Origin of the sequence: Microcoleus sp., assembly GCF_049646505.1 — a bacterium.
Lineage (GTDB): Bacteria > Cyanobacteriota > Cyanobacteriia > Cyanobacteriales > Microcoleaceae > Microcoleus.
In genome coordinates, this window is record NZ_JBARVX010000072.1 from 1 (window position 1) to 15,500 (window position 15,500).

Genomic DNA, 15,500 nt, shown 5'->3' on the forward strand with positions numbered 1-15,500 from the left:
CAACCGAAAACGATATGATATCAATTCCTGTTGCGCCGTCAGATGACTTTGACGGTCAACAGTCAACCGTCAACAGTCAACCGTCAACTTTAATTTAGTATTCCGATGAAGAGAGGATTTGATATGAGAGACTGTCCCGGAATTGCGCTGTTTTCGGTTCGCTGCGTTCGACGGAGCCGATCGGGATTTCCAGCCAAATTGCTATAAAATGAGATGTGGCACCATTCTCAGCAAGCTTTTACGAACGGGCTTTCGAGCCTGTGAAGCGAGAAAATTCACTCTTTGTGAAACAGGCCCGAAAGACTGTTGCTAAAAATGGTGCAAAATGTGAGTATAAAACGATATAGCAGAGCTGTGTCCGTTAAGAGCGCATCAATGCCAAGCAGCAACCGCTACTAACGATCGAGCCGGTTCCCCAAAAAAATTAATCATTGGGGAATTGCAAAAATAGCGGAATCCGACATATTTTATAAGTGTCAAACTTTTTTGAGAAGTTGAGTGTTGTGCAGCCGTATTTTTATTAAAACAGCGAGTTTAAAAGAGCAATCTCCAGCTATTGCCAAAATATCAGGATAAATCAATGAACTCAGCAGCAAGCCTCATCCAACAGCTACCAGAACTCAGCGATGCTCAATTTAAACAAAAATATTTGAAAGAAAGACAAGGGATGCACGCCTTAGCGAGAATATTGCCACAAGTAGAACAGGAAAGTCTGGCTTTGCGCGCCATCAAATTAGCTTTCAAAGTAAATTTAAAACTAGGCTCGAAGCTAGCAGGCACTCTCAAGCCAGAATTTCAAAAAACAGCAATAAAATTAATCGGAAAAATCCCAACTTCGCCCAGGAGCAAAATTCAACTGCTGGCACTAACTGGTTCCGACTGGGCAATTCCGATGCTAGTCAAAGCATTGAACCACAAACAAAGTGCAGTGCGCCTTCACAGCATTCGGGCGATCGGGAAAATTGGCTCGGCAGCAGCAATAATTGAATTGGCCCGATCGCTCGAATCCGAAGATTGCCAAGTGCAAGCTTGGGCCGCTTGGGCTCTCGGAGAAATTGACTCGAAACCAGCAGTCGCAGCACTGCTCGAAGCCCTCAAACACGAAGACTCCCAAGTGCGCGCCTGGGCTGCTTGGGCTTTGGGCAAAATACAGCCGCCAATAGCCGTCCCCGCACTGCTCAAAGCCCTCAAACACGAAGACTCCGAGGTGCGCTGGCGGGCGGCCGTCAACTGCGGAAAAATTGGGGTCTCTGAGGTGGTTCCCGGCTTGCTGAACGCCCTGAGAGACTCCAATCCAATTGTGCGCGCTAGGGCGGCCGCGGCTTTGGGGAAAATCGGCGATCGCGACGCAGTACCCCGTTTAGTAGAATTGCTGCACGATCCCGACTACTATGTCGTTTCTTTGAGGGCCGCCGAAGCTTTGGGACAAATCGGCACGGAAACGGCTGTGGCGGGGTTGCTGCAAGCCCTCAACCACGACGATTCAGACTTGCGCGGCAGTGCGGTTTCTGCCTTGGGAGAAATCAGCAGCGAGGTGGCTGCGGTGGCAGTAATGCGATCGCTCTCGGATCGAGACATTTTCGTGCGCGGCAGGGCGGCAGTGGCTTTGGGGAACATTAATACAGCCGGAGATGCTAACTTGCAACAAATGGTCGAGGCGGGACTGGCGATTGCCTTAAGAGACAGCGAATCCTATGTCCGGTGGAGAGTTGCTGCTGTTTTGGGGGAAATAGGGACAGAGGAAACCGTCGCAGATTTGGTGCACCTGCTGGGGGACGAAACTCCTGGAGTGCGCCAAAAGGCTGTTAAATCCCTGGGTCAAATTGGCTCTGATGCTGCTATTTTGGCTCTGGAATCAGCTTTAAACCGCGAATTTGCTGACGTTCGGGCGCTGGCTGCCCAATACTTGCCGGATGTTAAGACACAAGTCAAAACAGTTGATTCTGAGTCCTCCAATTCCGCAGATTTATCTGGTGAAAAATTGCCGAAAATCCTGATTGCTTCGGAAGCAGAAGCCACTGAATACATTATCGATCGCCCTGCGGGATGCTCCCTCAAATACTTAATCTCGATCGGCACTCCGGGCATACCTGAACCCAAAAGTTTTCACAAAATCCCGAACCGACTGCGGCAGTCGTTAAACGACCTCGAAACCCCCGTTGACGACCCCGATCGGGTTTTACCTACACTTGATGATGTCCTCCAAATTATTGACTTTGCCCTCCAAATGTCAGCGCGGCCGGGCAATTTGCTCGTTTGCTGCCAAAGCGGCATCAGCCTTTCAACAGCCACAGCTTTGATAGTTGGCGCTGCGCTTTTGGGCCGGGGTAAAGAAAGGGAAGCTTGGACTTCGGTGCTCGCGGCAAAACCCCAAGCCAAGCCGAATCGCTGGATGCTGGAATTGGCCGATGAAGCTTTGGGGAGAGACGGTAAGTTCTGCGATTTTAAATTTTAGATTTTAAATTTTAGATTGGGGATTGACTGATTGTCTGAGGGTTTCAAGCTGGTGCGAGAGTTACATTGTTTTTTTGAACTGGTGCAAGCTGGTACGATGGAATCCAGCGCTGTTACAGAGATACAGCAGATTGCCAACAGTTGGCACCATCAAAAACCGATACGATTTGCCGACAAAAGTCGTGGAGAAATCAAAATTTTAGACTCCCGTTCAATCTCCCAGATTCAAGGCCCCAATCTTCAATGCCCCAATCGACAGACTTCCTGGAACCCGGTTTCTTTTGGTAAGTCAAAAAGTTATACTCAACTTACATGACTTGGTCTGAGACTTGTCGAAAGCGGGGCAGCGATGCCAAAAGTCGATCGCGCCTAATGCAAAAGTTCGATCGGCAGCCGCATTTGTGACAGTCTGCAGTACGAAGTCGTCGGATGCTCAACAAAAACCGTCCAGCAATCATCGCATTGCTGGCAGCAAAACTCCAAAGCTGAGGAATCGGGTGCATTGTCAACAGACAATATCAGCTTTGGACAATTCACAGGCAAAACGAATCAGACAGAAAATTCTGGCTGTAACCTCCCATGCAGCGATCATTCACTGCAGGGATAAATATTTCTTTTTTTGCCTGTCGCAGACTTTTACGAATCGAACAAGTAATTTGGCAACAGCCATCAACAGCCTAATTATTTATTAGACATCAACCGAATTTAAGTTTTTCTTCTGACTCGACAAGAGTGAAAGATACTTTTTCGCAGATGTCTGCTAGAAAACCAACAAGCTTTTCCGTTTGGAGAACTTAAGATTGTGGTAGATTTCAACAAAATACAGCGGTTGCATATGTCAAAAATTAACTTGCTCAAAAAAACAGGAAACAAAGCAAGTTTATCGGTTGCCGCTTGCTTCGATAACGGCGAGTTAAATCCAGAGTTAGAAGCATTCGACCGACACGAAAAATCTGTAGGAACGCAAAAAAAAATCAACCCCAAAAATAGGAATGTAGGTAAACTGATGCCGCTCTTTATTTCCGAACAAGTGGCTTCTGTCGAAACCGCACATCAAAACTCGTACACCCAGGATTTGGGAGAAAAACTATCCTTAAAATTCCAAAAATTCTTGCCATCTAAAATAGAGGGTTTGCCCATCCATCAAAAAATTGGCGGTGGGTATTTACTAGCAATAGGAATCGGCTTTATCGGCTCCCTGAGCGGACTGGCGATTGCCGACTACTACCAAGGACAAGGATTAAAACAACTCAATGACGCTCACGTACAAGCGCAATTGCTCGGTAATTTTAAAGATGCAGTGCTGGCAGCACAATTGCAGGGAGCGCAGCTAGATTCTTTTGTAGATAATTCCGCCAAGCTGGAAATCCGAGAAAAGCAGTTTGTCAATACTATTGTCCAGGCTAAAAACCTGCAGTTGCGCCTAGAAAAGTTTGCCGACAGCCAACCCGCATGGCTCGCAGCCAAGCCGGAAGTTCTAAAAACTTTACTGCAAAATTGCACAAAAAATTTAGAATTGTACGCCGGGACTCTGAGGTCAACTTTGCAGCAAATCCAGCAATCGCAACTCTCCCCTCGCGAGATAGAGTCAGCCCGAAAAATGTTGGCGACAGAAAGCGGAGAAGGTGCAAAACAGCTCGAAAGCCGCCTTCAGGAAGTGAGCAAAATCCTCGATATTGCCCAGCAGCAAGAGCGGCAAGGCGGTGCAGTGATGGAGGACGCCCAAGGCCTCGAAAAAGCCATAATTATGATAAGTATGCTGCTGTCGGTAGCGGTGGCCGGAATGGTGGCTTACCGCACCAGTCGGGCGATCGCCAAACCAGTCGTCAGCGTCACTCAGGTGGCCGAACAAGTAGCCGCCGAGTCAAATTTTGATTTGCGAGCACCCGTCACCGGACAAGACGAAATAAGCTCATTAGCTGTGTCTCTCAATCACCTGATCGAGCGAGTTTCCGAACATACAAAAGAATTAGAACAAGCTAAGGAAGAGGCTTTAGCATCTAGCACTGCTAAAAGCCAATTTTTAGCAAATATGAGCCACGAGTTGCGGACGCCTTTAAACGCGATTATCGGCTACAGCCAACTACTTTTAGAAGAGGCGGCAGAACTTGAAGGAGAAGATTTTGTTCCCGACTTACACAAGATTCAAAATGCCGGTACGCACTTGCTATCTTTGATTAACGATATCCTCGATTTGTCAAAAATTCAAGCCGGGGGGCTGAAACTCGACATCGAAGAATTTGACATCGCATCTTTAATTGATAATGTGGAGATTGCGACTAAATTGTCGGTAAAAAAGAATGGTAATGTTTTAGAAATAGAGTGCAATCCTCAAACTGTCGGCACAATGCACGCAGATTTTGGAAAACTGCGGAAAGTGCTGCTGCACCTGCTGAGCAATGCTGCTAAGTTTACCAAAAACGGTCTGGTAAAAATCAGCGTCAGCCGCGTTAATGGAAGCGGAAAATCAAATTCAGCTAAGCTGTCTGGTGTTGAAAATTCAATGGTGGCAGGCTCGATTGCTTGTCCAATTGCTCGTGCTGAAACATCGGATTGGATTTGTTTATCTGTTCAAGATACCGGCATTGGAATGTCTGAGGAACAGCAGCACAAATTGTTTGAAGCCTTCGTGCAAGCTGATTGTTCGGCGACGCGCCAGTACGGCGGCACTGGATTGGGACTTACAATTAGCCGCCATTACTGTCAGATGATGGGGGGCGAAATTTCGGTGGAAAGCGAGGAGGGAAAGGGGTCAATTTTCACTGTCCGCATACCTGCAAAAGATGGTTAATCTCTAATGCGAATCGATGGCGATGTTGGTTTAGAGCGTATCGTTTCCGGCTGCATGGGAATTATATATTTGAATTGTCGAGAGTGCTGTCGGGGAAGTGTCCCGTGAGGTTGCGGGTTCTCGATGGCGCTACATAATTCTGTTTTGACACTCCCCAGCCTAAAGGCATGGGGATTCTTCGTTCACAGACCCAACTTGCTCAGACAAGATTGCTCCAGCCTGAGTAGAGGTCGAATCTCCCGAAGCGTTCGGATTTAAAATCCAGGTTCCTACATGACCTGTAGTACCCAAGGCTAAATTCAGGATGTTCCTAGCCGCATTCCAATCTCTATCTAATTCAAGTCCACACTGACAATTGTGTGTCCTCGTAGATAGTGATTTTTTGACAACTGCACCACAGTTAGAACAGTTTTGAGAAGTGTACGCTGGGTTAACGGCTACCGTTATTTTTCCAAGCTTGACTCCAAAATACTCCAACCATTTCCTGAATTGATACCAGCCAGCATCATTAATCGACTTGGCGAGACAATGATTTTTAACTAGGTTTTTAATCCTCAAATCTTCATAAGCAACCAAATCGTTAGATTGGATGACGCAACGCGCTAGTCTTTTAGCGTGTTCTTGACGCTGCCTACTTATTTTGAGGTGTACTCGCCCTAGTCGATTAATGGCTTTCTTTCGATTGGTAGAGCCTTTCTTTTTGCGAGAAACACGTCTCTGTCTAGACTTCAACCGCTTCTGGCTCTTCCTGTAAAATCTGGGGTTTGGCTCGTTATGTCCGTTGCTGTCGGTATAAAACTCTTTGAGTCCAACATCTAAGCCGATTGTCCTACCAGTCGAGTTTGTCTCGACTTGGTGTTCAATCCTGATTACAAATTGGACGTAATAGCCGTCAGCACGTTTAACCAGACGCACCCGCTTGATCTGATCTATTTGGTAGAAGTTTAAATCCCATGTCCCTTTTAGTCTTAACTTGCCAATAGCTTTCTTGTCCGTAAAGACTATTTGTTTGCGTGTCTCAGAAAGCGACCACCCAGAAGTCTTATACTCAACAGAGCGACAGTTCTTTTTAAACTTCGGATAGCCCTTTTGACCGGGAACTTGTCGTTTGCAATTGTCGTAGAACCGAGCAATTGAACTATAAGCCCGCTCGACAGAGGCTTGGCAAGCATGGGAATTTAAAGTCTTGACAAACGGAAATTCAGCCCTTAGCGCTGTGTTGTAGCGATAAAGCTCTTTCTGTCCAACACTTTTGTTGTCCATCCAGTAACGGATGCACTTGTTGCGGACAAATTGAGCGGTTCTAATCGCTTCATTTATTGCTGTATATTGGGTTGCTTTTCCTTTAGCTTTAAATTCCAGAACGATCATTTGACGTAGACAAACTCTACGGCAATATTCTAGCACAACAAGTCGCCCTAGAAGAGCGAGGCTTGAAACCCAATTTTCTGGTCAATCGACTGGACAAGATGTATCTGGATAATTGCGAGGTTGAAGCAAAAAAAAGAGGGATTATCCCTCTTTTTGTAACGGTGACTGCGATGTTATTCGACAGTCGCAGCAGGGATTTCTTCCTCTACTGCTTCGGGTGCGGCTTCGGCTGCTGCTTCCTCTACTGCTTCGGGTGCGGCTTTGGCTGCTGCTTCCTCTACTGCTTCGGGTGCGGCTTCGGCTGCTGCTTCGGGTGCGGCTTCGGGTGCTGCTTCGGCTGCTGCTTCGGGTGCGGCTTCCTCTACTGCTTCGGGTGCTGCTTCGGGTGCTGCTTCGGGTGCTGCTTCGGCTGCTACCTCCGGCACATCCTCTTCCATTGCTGAGGGTATGTCTTCGAGTGTTTCGTCGGAGATATCCAAGGAATCTGTTGAGTCTGCAGGAACATCGATGCCTGCTTTAGCTTGCTTTTGAGCGAGCATTTTCTCGCGGAACTTAGCTGCCATTTCTTCAGCTTTTTCATAAACCAATTCGCGATTTTTGACCATCGCGCCCGGTTCTGGTTCCAACTGCTTGGTGGAGAGAGAAATCCGGCCTCTCTCAGCGTCCAAGTCAATGATCATCACTTTCACTTCGTCGTTGACATTGAAGACGCTATGAGGCGTATCGATGTGGTCGTGCGAAATTTCTGAGATGTGCAGCAAGCCGCTGACTCCGCCGATGTCGATAAAGGCACCGTAAGGCTTGATGCCGCGCACGGTACCGATGACCACTTCCCCGACTTCGAGGCGGTTCATCTTCCGCTCGACTAAGGCGCGGCGGTGGCTCAACACTAGGCGGTTGCGGTCTTCGTCTACCTCTAAGAATTTTAATGGCAATTCTTCGGCGACTAATTCTTCCTTCGGTTTGCGGGTACTGATGTGAGAACCGGGAATAAAGCCTCGCAACCCTTCGATTCTGACGAGTGCGCCGCCGCGGTTGGTGGCAAATACTTGCGATCGCACCGTGGCATCTTCTGCTTGCAGTTGTCGCACTCTTTCCCAGGCCCGCATATACTCGATGCGCCGGATGGACAGGGTTAATTGTCCGTCTTCATTTTCATCGGTGAGGATGAAAAATTCTCTGGTTTCGTTTGATTGCAATACCTCTTCAGGGCTTTCCACTCGATTGATCGACATTTCCTGAATGGGAATGTACGCTGCTGTTTTAGCACCGATATCAATCAGAGCGCCCCTGGGTTCTATACTAAAAACTGTACCGGCTACTACATCGCCCGGGCTAAAGTGATAGTCATATTTATCAAGTAGGGCTGCAAAATCCTCGTGAGTAAAGCCGATGTCTTTGACTGTGGTTTTGAGATTGACCATGCGAATAGTTTCCTAGGATTTCTCTCCTTCATGTTTTTCGTTTGTGCCGGCAGATATTAGAGATTTTGCTGAAAAAGCGGTTAACTTCTTGCCAAATCTTTTACTAAAGTCAGTTTTCGCTAACTTTTGCCTGGTGCAACTGCACGCTAGCGCTTGCCATTACTGTTACTCTAAACTCTGTGTTAAAACGTTTAATCTTAACATTCCGAGTCAAGTAGACTATTATAACTTACACGCATACTGGTTTATAAATTAATTTAACGGACTTTAGTTGGGAGTAGCGCAGGATGCGGGGCTTTGTCGATCGACTCGATCCGAATCAAGGGAATCTGCGTCAAAATCAGGCTGATTTTCTGGCTCTAGAGCTTCGTTGAGCGGATTTTGAAGGTGATTTAGGGTATCTACAAAATCTCTGATACCTCGAAACTGCCGGTATACTGAGGCAAAGCGGACGTAAGCGACTTCGCTCAGGGGTCGCAAGTGCAACAGCACCAGTTCCCCAATTTCTGAGCTGGCGAGTTCTCGGAGCGATCGACCTTGGAGTTGCGCTTCGATTTCTTCTGCCAGAGTTTCTAGTTGCCCGGAAGACAAACCCGTTTTTTCGCAGGCCCGAACCAGTCCCCTGACTAATTTTGATCTGTCAAAAGATTCGCGCTTGCCGTCCCGCTTGATCACCGTAATCGGCACAAATTCTATGCGTTCGTAAGTTGTGAACCGATGCTGGCATCTCAAACACTCGCGTCGCCGACGGATGCTTTGACCTGATTCGGCTGAACGCGATTCGAGAACGCGACTATTTGTGTGTTGGCAGGAGGAACAGCGCATGATTGCTGATTTTAACAGGCGTTGCCAGCAAATTGCCATTCATGTCACCGCGCGGTTAGATGAATGGCTGGACTAGAAAAATTACTCGGAATACAGCCGCGAGCATACCCGTCAACTTGAGTTAAAACCAAGTACCAGTCTACTGTTTGACTGCTGTGTCCGAGTTGCCGACCCCCCCGAACCGTTGCGGACAATAGCATCTTGGGTTCCCCGACTTTCCGGGGGGAACCAGAAATTCTCTGTTTCGTCCCCCGAATCGTTGCGGGGATGCCAAGGGGATCGAGAGTCTGGTATCAACGAGAGATACAAACGGTTTCCGACTTGAGTTGAGACCGCTTTGCCTCCGGCGTACAGCTAATTATTTGCCAATCCGGGGAGGTTCCCGAAAGGCGATCGCAAAAAATAGTACACCTAAAGCTAAAGCCAGAATCAAAATGTAAGCAACGCTTTCCATGTTAAATTTTCCCTATCTTCCCTTGCCGTATTATTTTATCTTAATTATTGCTGGTTTTCTTATTCACTAAAAAAACCCGGTTTTTTGAAGAAACCGGGTTTTTTTGCACCGGGGAAGTTTCCCGGTGCGCCAGTGGCTGGCGAAAACTAGAGAGATTCTTCTCTTCTGGTGCTCACGTCGCCCAGTTTTTGGAACAGGCCCCACTCGACTTGTTCTTCCATGTCAGCCTCAACCCCAGCAAACACGTCGCGGAAAATAGTCCGAGAACCGTGCCAGATATGGCCGAAGAAGAACAGCAAAGCAAAGCAAGCGTGTCCGAAAGTGAACCAACCGCGAGTCGAAGTGCGGTAAACACCGTCAGAATTCAAGGTTTCGCGATCGAATTCAAAAATTTCACCTTTTTGGGCGGCGAGAGCAAACCTCTTAACATCTAGAGGATTCTTAAACGTTTGACCGTCAAGTTCGCCACCATAAAAGCTGACAGTAACTCCAGTTTGTTCAAAACTGTATTTTGATTCAGCGCGGCGGAAGGGGATGTCAGCGCGAACTACTCCATCTTTGTCTGTCAAAACGACTGGGAAAGTTTCAAAGAAGTTCGGGAGGCGGCGCACCGACAATGCGCGACCTTCGCTGTCTGTAAATACTGGATGGCCCAGCCAGCTTCTGGCGATACCGTCGCCGTTGATCATCGCGCCGGCGCGGAACAAACCGCCTTTAGCCGGAGAGTTGCCCACGTAGTCGTAGAAAGCCAATTTTTCGGGAATTTGTTCGTAAGCTTCTTGGAAGCTAGCGCCACCGGCTAAGCTAGCTTGAGCTCTGCGATCGATTTCTTGTTGGAAGTAGTTGCCGTCCCACTGATAGCGAGTCGGACCAAAAAGTTCGATCGGAGTAGCAGCAGAACCGTACCACATCGTACCCGCAACCACAAAGGCTGCAAAGAACACTGCTGCGATACTGCTAGAAAGTACAGTTTCGATATTCCCCATCCGCAGGGCTTTGTAAAGACGTTCCGGCGGCCGCACGCTCAAGTGGAACAAACCGGCAATTACGCCGACTACGCCCGCTGCAATGTGGTGAGCCACGATGCCCCCCGGATTGAACGGATCGAAGCCTTCAGGGCCCCAAGCAGGCGCCACTGGCTGGACGTGACCGGTCAGGCCGTAGGGGTCGGACACCCACATTCCCGGACCGAAAAGTCCCGAAAGGTGAAATGCGCCGAAGCCGAAGCAGAGCAAGCCGGAGAGGAACAAGTGAATGCCAAACATTTTTGGCAAGTCGAGGGCGGGTTCGCCGGTGCGGGGGTCTCTGAAGAGTTCCAAGTCCCAGAATACCCAGTGCCAAACTGCTGCTAAAAACAGCAAGCCCGATAGGATGATGTGAGCGATGGCGACGCCTTCAAAAGACCAGAAGCCAGGATCGACGTTACCTTCGCCCGTGACGCTCCAACCGTTCCAAGAGCCGACGACTCCCAAGCGAGTCATGAAGGGCAGCACGAACATCCCTTGACGCCACATCGGGTTCAGAACGTGGTCTGAGGGATCGAAAACTGCTAGTTCGTAAAGGGCCATTGAGCCGGCCCAACCTGCCACGAGGGCAGTGTGCATTAAGTGTACAGAAATCAATCGGCCTGGGTCATTTAAGACGACTGTGTGTACGCGATACCAGGGTAGTCCCATTGACTGCGGTTCTCCAAGGTGTAAGTGATGATGTCATTTTGACGGAAAACTCAGATTTTTCATCCCGAACGGTGATGTCCGGGGTTTAAATTCTGCTTTTTGCCGAATCCTTTCTACCTTCACAGGAGGAGGTATAAAAATGAAAGTTATTTAAAGAAGTGTATCGAGTGTTAGAACCGATTGCAATATGTTCGCCATTACATTAATTGTGGGTTGCCGATTTCGCAGCGGGCGGCGATCGTCCCGAGGCGTTCGAGAACTTGCTCGGCATCGATGAGTCTGGTAAGGGTGACGTTGCCAATATTTTTTGCCGGATCGGTGCGATCGAGGGTGGCTCCGGGTTGCACTTCTACCATGAGTACGGCATCTTCTACGCGGTAGAGCCACATTTTTTCGTTGCGACTATCGCAAAGGCAGAGGTTGAGCTGTTGGATGTCCGGCTGACGCCTCCAGGCGGAGTGATTCCATTCGCCGCCGACTCCCCAGACGCGCCCAACTTTCCAGCCGTCGGATAAGAAGAAGTATTTCACTTGTGTACGCTTGTTGAGATTTTTTTGTTTAGCGTAGCGCAAAACGGCAATTCTACGGAATTACCGAATTATTTAACCGCGAAGACGCGAAGGCCACGAAGGAAGAGTACAGAAGATGTAGGTAATTTTCTAGCTGTTGCGGATAAATTGACCTAATTGTGAGAGGGGTTTCTCTCGGATCGATCGGCAAAATATCCAATCTTTGATTGTTCAGGTCGAGTGCAATTCCTAGCATTTCGAGGGGGAATACTCCTCACAGCGGCTCGCTTGGGCCAGTAAGTTCTAAACATTCAAATGTGCCTTCGGACCCTAACAAGATTGTGGTAATTTTGCCCTTTTGGTCGCTGGCTGTCGATCGCATCGTCTCGCTCTCGGTTAATATACCTCATTTATGACAATTCGATATTTGACAAAACCTTTCATTTTACTATATACTGGTATTAAATGACAGGTGCCCCGAACTGCACGGGGAGGTATGGTACGGTTGAGATACCGTGCGCCTGTCAGAGACAAGGTGCCCCGAACTGCACGGGGAGGTATGGTACGGTTGAGATGCCGTGCGCCTGTCTAAACAACTAGGTATCCCGAACTGCACGGGACTTATAGCGCGATCGAAATACCGTGCGCCTGTTGTTGAAGAACCTTAGTTTTACTCAAAAAAACTCTTGACTGACCCCCACCCAGGGGTTGTGTTTTCTAGCTTTAATCCACGACCCTTAAAAAGTAGTCGTGGATTTTTTAACAAACCTCCCAAATTAAGGTAGTTCAACTAATGTAAGTTTATTCTCCTTAAGCCAAAAAAAATAGGCTTCCTCCAATTCATTATGACCACTGGCTGTCCCTGCTTCCTTTGAATAACGATCGATCAAGTACACCACATAATCTGCTAGCTGCAAACCAGTGTAAAATTCTGAGAAGCCAAACAAAGGTAGTTCCACAAAGTTAGAAGATATTTTTTGTGACTTCCAATCTCGATACACTCTGAGCAATCTCCCATCCTGAATACTGGTATGCTGAGTTGATCGCGAATCCATAAGTAATATTCCAGTTTCGTTAGATTGCTTTAGATAAGCATCTAGCCGATCTAATAATTGATTGAAAGTTAAGCGATACAAACCAGTTTCATCTTTAACATCTTGGCTGGTTTCGCGCAATCTTTTTTTGTTGACTTGAACAGCGAATATATGGCAAGGTAACTGACTCATAGTTTCTGAAACTTCCTTGAACGCTCGAAGACGGACTGCCCTTTGAAAATCCTTAAATGAACCCACACCTTGCCAAATATCGCGCCCCTTAAGTTCCCAGTCTTCAGGTTCCCTTCGACTAAAAAACTCCTTTTTAAGTGCTGAAAATTTGCTATCCATTTGTGACCAATGCTGAACATGAATAGCAAAGCTAGCTAAAAAAAAGAAATTTGTCTGCATATCTTTCCAACCAGTGCCACCCTCATCAACGTAAAATAAAATCGTCATCTTGCCTTATGGTAACTTTTTGACATAAACGCTACATTATAAGTGTTTTTTAGTCTTTAAGTTATACTAGAATAAAGACAAGACTAAAACCCCATCTCTCACCTGCGCTTATATTTTGATCGCAAATATCCAGGATACAACCCCCCAGATTAATCCGTGGAGTCACCTATTCAATCTAAAATTTAAAATCTAAAATCTAAAATCCCATGACCGCACAAACCACAGTACAATTCCAAGACAGTTTCGACATCATCGTAGTAGGTGGCGGACACTCCGGCTGCGAAGCCGCCCTCGCCACATCTCGCCTCGGATGCCGCACGCTTTTACTCACCCTCAACCTCGATAAAATTGCGTGGCAACCCTGCAATCCGGCTGTGGGCGGCCCGGCTAAAACTCAACTTACTAACGAAGTGGATGCGTTAGGCGGGGAAATTGGCAAAATGGCCGATCGCACTTACCTGCAAAAGCGCGTCCTCAACGCTTCCAGAGGCCCCGCAGTTTGGGCGCTGCGAGCACAAACAGACAAGCGGGAATACGCCGCCGTGATGAACAACATTGTCGAAAATCAAGAGAATTTGACCGTCCGCGAAGCGATGGTTACAGACTTAGTTTTGGGCAAAAATGAAGAAATTATCGGCGTTGAAACATACTTCGGCGTTGCCTTTGAATGCAAAGCCGTAATTCTCACCACTGGAACTTTTTTAGGCGGCACAATTTGGGTGGGCAACAAGTCGATGCCGGCCGGACGCGCCGGAGAATTTGCGGCCGTCGGTTTGACAGAAACTCTCAACCGTTTGGGCTTTGAAACTGGCAGGTTGAAAACAGGAACTCCGGCAAGAGTTGACAAGCGGACTCTCGATTATACCAACATGGAACCGCAGCCGGGAGATGCAGAAGTTCGTTGGTTTAGTTTCGATCCTGAAGTTTGGGTGGAACGGGAACAAATGCCTTGTTACCTAACTCGAACTACGCCAGAAACTCACCAGTTAATTAGAGACAATTTGCACCTTTCTCCGGTTTACGGCGGCTGGGTTGATGCGAAGGGGCCGCGCTATTGTCCGAGTATTGAAGATAAGATTGTCCGGTTTGCAGATAAGGAAAGCCACCAGATTTTTATTGAACCGGAAGGTAGGGATATTCCCGAACTTTATATCCAAGGTTTTTCGACTGGTTTGCCGGAAAGTTTGCAATTGCAAATGCTGCGGACTCTTCCTGGTTTGGAAAAGTGCGAAATGATGCGCCCTGCTTATGCTGTGGAGTACGATTATTTGCCGGCTACTCAGTGCTTTCCAACGCTGATGACTAAGAAGATTGAAGGGCTGTTTTGCGCGGGTCAGGTGAACGGTACGACTGGCTATGAGGAGGCGGCGGCACAGGGGATTGTGGCGGGGATTAATGCGGCTAGATTCGCGAAAAATCAGGAGATGGTGGTGTTTCCCCGCGAGCAAAGTTATATCGGGACTTTGATTGATGATTTGTGTACGAAGGATTTGCGGGAACCTTACCGGATGCTGACTTCGCGATCGGAATACCGGTTATTATTGCGATCGGACAATGCAGATCAACGCTTGACTCCGCTGGGACGGGAAATTGGTTTAATTTGCGATCGGCGTTGGGAGTTATTTGAGCGCAAACAAGCCAATATTGTCGCGGAAAAAGCCCGTTTGTACTCGACTCGCGTCAAAGAACACGAAGAGCTTGGGAAGAAAATTTTGGCCGATACTCAACAAGCGATTAAAGGTTCAATTACTCTCGCTGATTTGCTGCGCCGTCCCGGTTTTCATTATGTCGATTTGGAACGTTACAATTTAGGTGATTCCAGCCTACAATTAGCTGAGAAAAACGGTGTAGAAATTGACCTCAAATATTCCGGTTATTTGCAAAGACAGCAAAATCAAATTGATGACATTGCCAAACACGAACGCCGCCAATTGCCTGGGGATTTGGATTATATGGCAATTACAACTCTCTCGAAGGAGTCGCGGGAAAAGTTGACTAAAATTAGGCCGCTGACTGTTGGCCAAGCTGCGAGAATTGGCGGGGTGAATCCGGCTGATGTTAATGCTTTGTTGATTTTTTTGGAAGTACGCAACCGTCAGCAGCCGGCTGGTGTGGGAAAGTAACTCGATCGCTTTTCCTAATTCTCGATCGCCAGTAGCGGTTTCAACCGCCGCATCAAAACGGTGGCAAACCCGCACTTGCGATTAGATGTAAACTAGCTTCAAATCCACCGACAACATCATCCTATCCTCAATTTTTTGTTTGACGGCTGGTGTCACCTGACAATTATCGCTGTTGAGGCATTCCACCAACAAGTTTTGGGCATAGTAGTATTGTTTCAGCAAAGTTTTCTGTTTGGGGCGAAAGTCTAAATTGTAGCCGATCGCCATTTTGAATTTTTCCAGCCAAATTTTGCCGCACTCTTTCCGCCACTTTTTCCAATTTTGCACTTCCGGCATTTGACGCTGAAATTGTTGCAGCAGTTGTTTGAGTTCCGGTTCAA

General features: G+C 47.6%; 12 protein-coding genes. 3 read left to right on the plus strand and 9 right to left on the minus strand.

What is annotated here, in order from left to right:
• Positions 1-580: 580 nt before the first annotated feature.
• A complete protein-coding gene (locus tag WBA89_RS03685) occupies positions 581-2,455 on the plus strand; it encodes a HEAT repeat domain-containing protein (protein ID WP_424404179.1) in 1,875 nt (624 codons plus the stop codon).
• Between the two features lie 801 nt (positions 2,456-3,256).
• Positions 3,257-5,245: an ATP-binding protein gene (locus WBA89_RS03690; protein WP_424404180.1), complete on the plus strand. Its 1,989-nt coding sequence runs from the start codon at positions 3,257-3,259 to the stop codon at positions 5,243-5,245.
• A gap of 159 nt (positions 5,246-5,404) precedes the next feature.
• Here WBA89_RS03690 and WBA89_RS03695 read toward each other — a convergent pair whose 3' ends face one another.
• The 8 genes from WBA89_RS03695 to WBA89_RS03730 all read right to left on the minus strand — a co-directional run bounded on the left by WBA89_RS03695 (position 5,405) and on the right by WBA89_RS03730 (position 12,997).
• On the minus strand, positions 5,405-6,616 hold the full coding sequence (locus WBA89_RS03695; protein ID WP_424404181.1) for an RNA-guided endonuclease InsQ/TnpB family protein: 1,212 nt from the start codon (positions 6,614-6,616) through the stop codon (positions 5,405-5,407).
• A 173-nt stretch (positions 6,617-6,789) separates the two neighbouring features.
• Positions 6,790-8,040, minus strand: a complete 1,251-nt coding sequence (locus WBA89_RS03700) for a 30S ribosomal protein S1 (protein WP_424404182.1) — start codon at positions 8,038-8,040, stop codon at positions 6,790-6,792.
• 267 nt (positions 8,041-8,307) lie between these two features.
• Complete coding sequence (gene nrdR / locus WBA89_RS03705; protein ID WP_424404188.1) at positions 8,308-8,865, minus strand: transcriptional regulator NrdR; 558 nt, start codon at positions 8,863-8,865, stop codon at positions 8,308-8,310.
• A 358-nt stretch (positions 8,866-9,223) separates the two neighbouring features.
• Positions 9,224-9,319, minus strand: coding sequence for a photosystem II reaction center protein T (locus WBA89_RS03710; RefSeq protein WP_083622085.1), 96 nt, complete (start codon positions 9,317-9,319; stop codon positions 9,224-9,226).
• 146 nt (positions 9,320-9,465) lie between these two features.
• Positions 9,466-10,995: a photosystem II chlorophyll-binding protein CP47 gene (gene psbB / locus WBA89_RS03715; protein ID WP_424404183.1), complete on the minus strand. Its 1,530-nt coding sequence runs from the start codon at positions 10,993-10,995 to the stop codon at positions 9,466-9,468.
• A 197-nt stretch (positions 10,996-11,192) separates the two neighbouring features.
• A complete protein-coding gene (locus tag WBA89_RS03720) occupies positions 11,193-11,525 on the minus strand; it encodes a hypothetical protein (RefSeq protein WP_424404189.1) in 333 nt (110 codons plus the stop codon).
• Between the two features lie 52 nt (positions 11,526-11,577).
• Positions 11,578-11,760 carry a hypothetical protein gene (locus WBA89_RS03725; protein WP_424404184.1) on the minus strand — a complete coding sequence of 61 codons (183 nt, stop codon included), beginning with the start codon at positions 11,758-11,760 and terminating at the stop codon, positions 11,578-11,580.
• A 520-nt stretch (positions 11,761-12,280) separates the two neighbouring features.
• Positions 12,281-12,997: a DUF3800 domain-containing protein gene (locus tag WBA89_RS03730; protein ID WP_424404185.1), complete on the minus strand. Its 717-nt coding sequence runs from the start codon at positions 12,995-12,997 to the stop codon at positions 12,281-12,283.
• 206 nt (positions 12,998-13,203) lie between these two features.
• On the opposite strand from WBA89_RS03730, the gene mnmG reads away from it, so the two are divergent.
• Complete coding sequence (gene mnmG / locus WBA89_RS03735; protein ID WP_424404186.1) at positions 13,204-15,120, plus strand: tRNA uridine-5-carboxymethylaminomethyl(34) synthesis enzyme MnmG; 1,917 nt, start codon at positions 13,204-13,206, stop codon at positions 15,118-15,120.
• A gap of 81 nt (positions 15,121-15,201) precedes the next feature.
• Here mnmG and WBA89_RS03740 read toward each other — a convergent pair.
• The coding region (locus tag WBA89_RS03740) for an NACHT C-terminal helical domain 2-containing protein (RefSeq protein WP_424404187.1) at positions 15,202-15,500 on the minus strand (299 nt) is incomplete at its 5' end.